At 36.3% G+C, this 6,000-nt stretch carries 8 protein-coding genes and 1 pseudogene; 5 read left to right on the top strand and 4 right to left on the bottom strand.

Features of this window, described 5'->3' with window-relative positions:
- Window positions 1-221: hypothetical protein (locus tag D4T97_RS20485; protein WP_206435551.1), on the top strand; the 221-nt coding region annotated here is incomplete at its 5' end.
- Window positions 222-666: 445 nt separating this feature from the next.
- On the opposite strand, the gene D4T97_RS10040 is transcribed toward D4T97_RS20485, so the two are convergent.
- The 4 genes and pseudogenes from D4T97_RS10040 to D4T97_RS10030 form a co-directional block, all read right to left on the bottom strand.
- The gene (locus D4T97_RS10040) at window positions 667-1,833 is read right to left on the bottom strand and encodes an MFS transporter (protein ID WP_126050206.1); all 1,167 of its coding nucleotides are present in this window, start codon (window positions 1,831-1,833) and stop codon (window positions 667-669) included.
- A gap of 339 nt (window positions 1,834-2,172) precedes the next feature.
- The gene (locus tag D4T97_RS20480; protein ID WP_164525525.1) at window positions 2,173-2,319 is read right to left on the bottom strand and encodes a hypothetical protein; all 147 of its coding nucleotides are present in this window, start codon (window positions 2,317-2,319) and stop codon (window positions 2,173-2,175) included.
- Window positions 2,320-2,767: 448 nt separating this feature from the next.
- Window positions 2,768-2,863: a YjcZ family sporulation protein gene (locus tag D4T97_RS10035; protein ID WP_126050204.1), complete on the bottom strand. Its 96-nt coding sequence runs from the start codon at window positions 2,861-2,863 to the stop codon at window positions 2,768-2,770.
- Between the two features lie 101 nt (window positions 2,864-2,964).
- Window positions 2,965-3,135: pseudogene (locus tag D4T97_RS10030) on the bottom strand (tyrosine-type recombinase/integrase); the annotation flags it as partial.
- 206 nt (window positions 3,136-3,341) lie between these two features.
- On the opposite strand from D4T97_RS10030, the gene arsR reads away from it, so the two are divergent.
- The 4 genes from arsR to arsC are packed head-to-tail and all read left to right on the top strand — an operon-like array spanning window position 3,342 to window position 5,867.
- Window positions 3,342-3,656 (top strand): arsenical resistance operon transcriptional regulator ArsR, encoded by a 315-nt coding sequence (arsR, locus tag D4T97_RS10025; protein ID WP_164525524.1) that lies wholly within the window; start codon window positions 3,342-3,344, stop codon window positions 3,654-3,656.
- Window positions 3,657-3,714: 58 nt separating this feature from the next.
- On the top strand, window positions 3,715-4,116 hold the full coding sequence (locus D4T97_RS10020) for an ArsI/CadI family heavy metal resistance metalloenzyme (protein WP_126050202.1): 402 nt from the start codon (window positions 3,715-3,717) through the stop codon (window positions 4,114-4,116).
- Window positions 4,117-4,154: 38 nt separating this feature from the next.
- On the top strand, window positions 4,155-5,450 hold the full coding sequence (locus D4T97_RS10015) for an arsenic transporter (protein ID WP_126050200.1): 1,296 nt from the start codon (window positions 4,155-4,157) through the stop codon (window positions 5,448-5,450).
- 15 nt (window positions 5,451-5,465) lie between these two features.
- Complete coding sequence (arsC, locus tag D4T97_RS10010; RefSeq protein WP_126050198.1) at window positions 5,466-5,867, top strand: arsenate reductase (thioredoxin); 402 nt, start codon at window positions 5,466-5,468, stop codon at window positions 5,865-5,867.
- Window positions 5,868-6,000 lie beyond the last annotated feature (133 nt).

Here is a 6,000-nt window from a genome sequence, read left to right as displayed (position 1 = left end):
AAAGAGTCGGCCGGCTTAATACGGATGTTCAGGAGGTGCGAAGTATGGGCTTTGAATTTGAAGATGATTTTGTAGGTGGAGAAAGAGAAAGACGGAGAAGGCGGTTGATTTGTGAATGCCGCGAAGTGCGTGAAGAGCGCGAAAGAGAGCGCAGGCGTGAATTTGAGTGCAGATGTAGAGAACGCCGGCGCAGACATGAGCATGAAGATTGTGATTGGTAGGTAGCTAATTTGTACAAGGAGAAATCCCTGCAGGTGATAGTCAAAGGGGTTTATCTTATTACAAAGATATCTAACGATTAAATAATCACGATTTGTAGATACTAAATCTACCTCTAAGATCTACACCATGAGAAGGCCCGGCGCTGACCGGGCTTATTGTTACTAGATATACATTTTATCGGTGATCTTACTTTAATTCTCCGGGTTTCTCCACAATCGCGCCCGATTGTGGAATATTGAAAACCATGAAAGCTGCAAAATATTTCAGCAGTTATTTTGCTAAAGCCCCCGATACTTTAAGTACGATAATTCACATACTACTATTAAAAATCCTTATTCCTATAATGGATACCGCCAACATTTCGAAAATTTTGTATGCAAATCAAATATCAACAAAAAAGTCCACCTCTATTAACATAGAAGTGGATTTGTTTTTATATCGATTTTATATATTTTTATACCTTTTCTTTTCATTCAAAAAATCCTTATAGACTAAAACAGCAACAAAAATAAAACTTAGACTAACAACCCGGAAGATTATCTCTAAACTAATCCATTCAGCTAGAATCCCTAATACAAATGCGCTAACTCCAACACCAACGTCAAAACTGGAAAGAAAGGTCGCGTTGGCTGCGCCACTTTTTTCTTGACTTACCTTTTGAACCGTCCATGTTTGTAAACATGGCATAACAGTTCCATATCCTGCACCAAATAAAATCGCTGCAATAATAAGATAAAGATTATTTGTCGTATAAGACAGCACTACAAGTGACAAAAATCCTAGCAATGCTGACACAACGATGATAGACCAAGGTCCTTTTTTGTCATACCATTTTCCTGTAAACGGACGTAGTAAAGTTGAGACAGTCGCATTTATAAGGAAGAATAGAAAAATATGATCCAATCCCTTTTGTTTTCCAAAAAGTACTAAAAAAGTAATAATCGCTCCAAAACCAAGTGTTGTGATAACCGTCAGTAATGCTGGGAACCATGCGTCTTTTTCAAAAATCGCTTCAAAAAATTGAAATAGTTGCTTCTCATGTTTAACAGGAGTAGGTGAAGATACAAATTGAAGCGCAATTACTGCCAATAGACTGAGTGCTACTGATGACCAGATTAAAATATTGAAGGAAAAAGCGTCATATATAAGGATACCTATACTCGGCGCAATGATAGCTCCGACCGTTGTTGAAATAGAAAAATACCCTATACCTTCTCCTAACCGTGTCTTAGGAATTAAATCCACTACAATCGTACTATTGGCTGTGGTTGATACTCCCCACGCTGCGCCATGGAAAAGTCGTAACAATAGTAAAAGCCAAATAATATTTAGAAAAGGATACAGCATAGTAATAAACATTAAAGCTGCACTTGCAATAATGGCAAGGCTTTTCCGTTGGTTATCAATTAAATAGTACCCTATAAAAGGTCTGATTAGAACAGCACCTAGTGTAAATAATGTTGTCATAAGACCAACCTGAATGGAAGATGCATTCATGCTTAACAAATAAGCTGGTAAAATAGGGATCAACATTTCAAACCCTATAAAAACTAAAAAGTTACTTATAAATAAAAATAGAAATGATTTATTAAAGAATTTTTGTTTTTTCATATTAATATTCCTCGCTTCTAATTATTTTTCTAAATTAGAAGCGGTTGGAACACTGAAACGTTCCTATATTGCCTAAGTTTTTTTAACAAATGTCTCACCCTTTCTTAAACTTTTTTATTGGGATCACACGAATTATTACAACTGGTTTTTTCGGTATTTGGTGGTCCCTTACGTGAACCTCACTTTTTCATGAATTTCATCCAACAAGAGGCTGTATACACATATTCATCTCAATTCTTTACCTGTAAAATGCAAAAAGACGCCATATAAAATCTGCGGCTAGTTTTTGCTTAGTATTTAATCAAAATGCACAACCAATTCAAGGGTTTTCTACACATTCTAAAATAAAAAGACAAAAAGCTTCCGGTAGCTGGTCTCTATATGAAGTTTGCTTAAAAAAGGACAGACTGGTCCCATTGAAATTAAATCACCTAGATGTAAATATGACTTTACTTCAGTTGCAATTCTTCTGAAAACAGTTCCCATGGCTTTTTGCCTCCTTTCTTAATACAAGTAAATAGATTTACGCATTATAATATATGTTGATAAAAAAAGCAAATCCATCTGAGGATCTTTGTTGTTGGCAGTACTATTCACCCCCGATTTTTTGATATTGTAAAGATTAATCAATGGTTAATTTCTAATAAAAACCTATTCACGGGTATGTATTCTGAAAAAATTCTAATATTCAATTAGACGGCTCGGGAAAAGCCATTCTGTGTCTTGCAAGGTCTTTATATAGGCTTGTATTTCATAGTAGTTATTTACTTTAAAATAACGCCTTTTTTTAATCCTTGTTAACGATTGTCCAAACTTCTTTATAATTTTTTCATATCTAATAATAGAGAGTCAAAAACTCTCTTCTGCCTCCATCCTGTCCATGTCTCATGGCTTTAAACTCAAAAGGAGCATCACTTGATGCTCCTTTTGAATCTTAGTAAACGAAAGCAGTACCAACGATGATCAGCAGAATAAATAGAACAACAATCAAAGCAAAGTTCATTCCGTGATGTCTATGTCCACCGCTCATAATAGCCACCTCCTTAAAGGTTCTATTTAATGTTATGAAACATGCAATCAATTGGTATAGGACAACGTGTATAAATCGTGATAAATCCGCAATTCCCTGACTTATAAGACAAAATTATTTAAACTATCCTCGATTTCCTCAGCGGTGATGCCGATGTATCGTTTTGTGATTTCTGGTTTTGAGTGATTCAATATTTCTTGGAGCTTGGCAATGTCTTTTGTTTGCTTATAAAACCAATAACCGAATGTTTTTCTCATTGTATGGCTGCCTATCCACCTTGGCGGCTCGGGAAAAGCCATTTTGCGCCTTTTAACGTCTTTATATACTTGGATTTCATCATAAATATTAGTATGTTGAATGATCCTGGCATTCTTTGTTCCACTATAAATCAAAGAAAATTGATTTACCTATTGCATATATATAATTATTTTGTATATACTTTAAACATCAAAAAAATTTGATGAAGGGGTAAATGAGAATGACTGTAATCACAGGACAGTTTCAAGAATATGAAAAAAAGTTTAAAGCTTTAGCTGATCAGAAGCGTTTGGAAATCATGTATGAGCTTTGTCAAAGAGGAAAAACATGTGTATGTGATCTAACAGAGGTATTTGAAATGACCCAATCGAAACTTTCCTATCACTTAAAGATTTTATTGGATGCAGGATTAGTTGTTAAAGAAACAAAAGGTACTTGGAGTTATTACGATTTAAACGATACGGAAGTAAACAAATTATTATCAGAAGAATTGTGCTGTATTTTTAGAAAAACAGGAAAAGGAAGCTGCTGCTAATTTTTTTGTGTCATACATCAACTTTTTTTGATTTATTGAAAATTAAGGAGGAATCAGAATGAAATTCGTTCACGTGGGAATTAATGTGACAAATTTAGAGAAATCCATTGAGTTTTACCAAAAGGTATTTGGTGTATCCCCTGTGAAGGTGAAAGCTGATTATGCGAAATTCTTATTGGAGAGCCCTGGACTTAATTTCACGCTCAATGTACGAAATGAAGTGAGTGGAAATCAGGTAAATCATTTTGGATTCCAAGTAGAAACAGCAGAAGAAATTACAGCTCATAAGGAACGGTTAGAAAAAGAAGGATTCTTTGCCCGTGATGAAATGAATACAACCTGCTGCTATGCGGTACAAGATAAATTTTGGGTAACGGATCCAGACGGAAATGAGTGGGAATTCTTTTATACAAAAACAGACAGTGAGGTCCACAAAATTGAAGCTTCAGCTTGCTGCTAAGAGGTGATTTTCTTTTTTAAAATAATGGAGGTTAGACAGTGACAACAGCAATATTGGCATCATTAATTTTTTTGGCAACACTCATCTTAGTTATTTGGCAGCCTAAGGGGTTGAACATCGGGTGGTCCGCCTGTGGTGGAGCACTCTTTGCTCTTCTAGTTGGCGTCGTCGGATTCAGTGATGTTTTAGAGGTCATAGACATTACGTGGAATGCGACGTTATCTTTTGTAGCCATTATCCTTATCTCTTTAATATTAGATGAAATTGGATTATTTGAATGGGCTGCTTTACATATGGCAAGGGCGGCTAAAGGAAACGGAATCAAAATGTTCGTCTATGTCAGTATTTTGGGAGCCATTGTGGCCGCGTTATTTGCCAATGACGGGGCTGCCCTTATTTTGACACCTATTGTTCTTTCGATGGTTCGTAATTTAAATTTTAAAGAAGCCATGATATTCCCGTTTATTATGGCGAGTGGATTTATTGCAGATACTACTTCATTGCCTTTTGTGGTCAGTAACTTAGTGAACATTGTGTCTGCTGATTTCTTTGATATTGGTTTCGTGGAATATGCTTCAAGAATGATTATTCCCAATCTGTTTTCATTGATTGCAACTATCACGGTATTATTGATTTATTTTAGGAAAAGCATCCCGAAAACATACGATTTGTCTAAATTAAAGAAGCCAGTCGAGGCTATTAGGGATCCAAAAATGTTTCATCTTTCCTGGTATGTTCTTGGGGTACTCTTGATTGGTTACTTTGTTAGTGAGTTTATTCATCTTCCAGTTTCGATTGTTGCTGGAATAATAGCGATTTTCTTTTTATTCATGGCGAGAAAGAGTCATGCGGTAAATACGAAATCCGTTATAAAAGGAGCACCATGGAATGTCGTGTTTTTCTCGATTGGAATGTATGTAGTGGTCTACGGCCTGGGAAATGCATGGCTAACCCATTCGTTAGCACGCTTCATTCAGGCAACCGCCGAACAAGGTTTATTTGTGGCAACGATTGGCATGGGATATATTGCGGCTTTCTTATCATCATTGATGAATAATATGCCCACGGTCATGGTCGATGCCTTGGCAATTGCTGAAACCCACACTTCCGGCACAACCCGGGAAGCTCTTATTTATGCCAATGTCATAGGTTCGGATTTAGGCCCGAAAATTACCCCAATCGGATCATTAGCAACCCTAGTATGGCTCCATGTTTTGTCGCAAAAAGGAGTTAAAATTTCATGGGGAACCTATTTTAAAACAGGGATTGTATTGACGGTTCCCATTTTATGTATCACGTTACTGGGTTTATATATAGCCTTATTACTTTACTAAAAGGAGAATTACATCATGTCTAAAAAAACAATCTACTTCTTATGTACCGGAAATTCTTGCAGAAGCCAAATGGCGGAGGGTTGGGCAAAGAAATATTTAGGTGAAGAGTGGAACGTATATAGTGCTGGGATAGAAGCACATGGATTAAACCCGAATGCTGTAAAGGCAATGCGGGAAGCTGGTGTTGATATTTCGAGTCAAACATCAGATATTATTGATCCTGAAATTTTAAATAATGCAGATTTGGTGGTTACATTATGTGGAGATGCTGCTGATAAATGCCCCATCACACCACCAAATGTTAAACGTGAACACTGGGGATTTGATGATCCGGCCGGAAAAGAGTGGTCTGAATTTCAGCGTGTGCGTGATGAAATTAGTAAACGGATTAAGCAATTTAGTGATACAGGGAATTAAAAAGCCCCTTGTATAAACTAATAACTAATAATGATGGCTTATCTTAAACAAGATACTTCCACATTCGGGCGCGATTGTGGATTAGTACGCAGAATTAAAGTAAAGTCACCGATAAAATGTATTTCCAGTAACC

Origin of the sequence: Siminovitchia acidinfaciens (assembly GCF_003605385.1) — a bacterium.
In the GTDB taxonomy this organism is placed as follows: Bacteria; Bacillota; Bacilli; order Bacillales; family Bacillaceae_C; genus Siminovitchia; species Siminovitchia acidinfaciens.
This window is presented reverse-complemented; position numbering and strand designations above follow the sequence as displayed.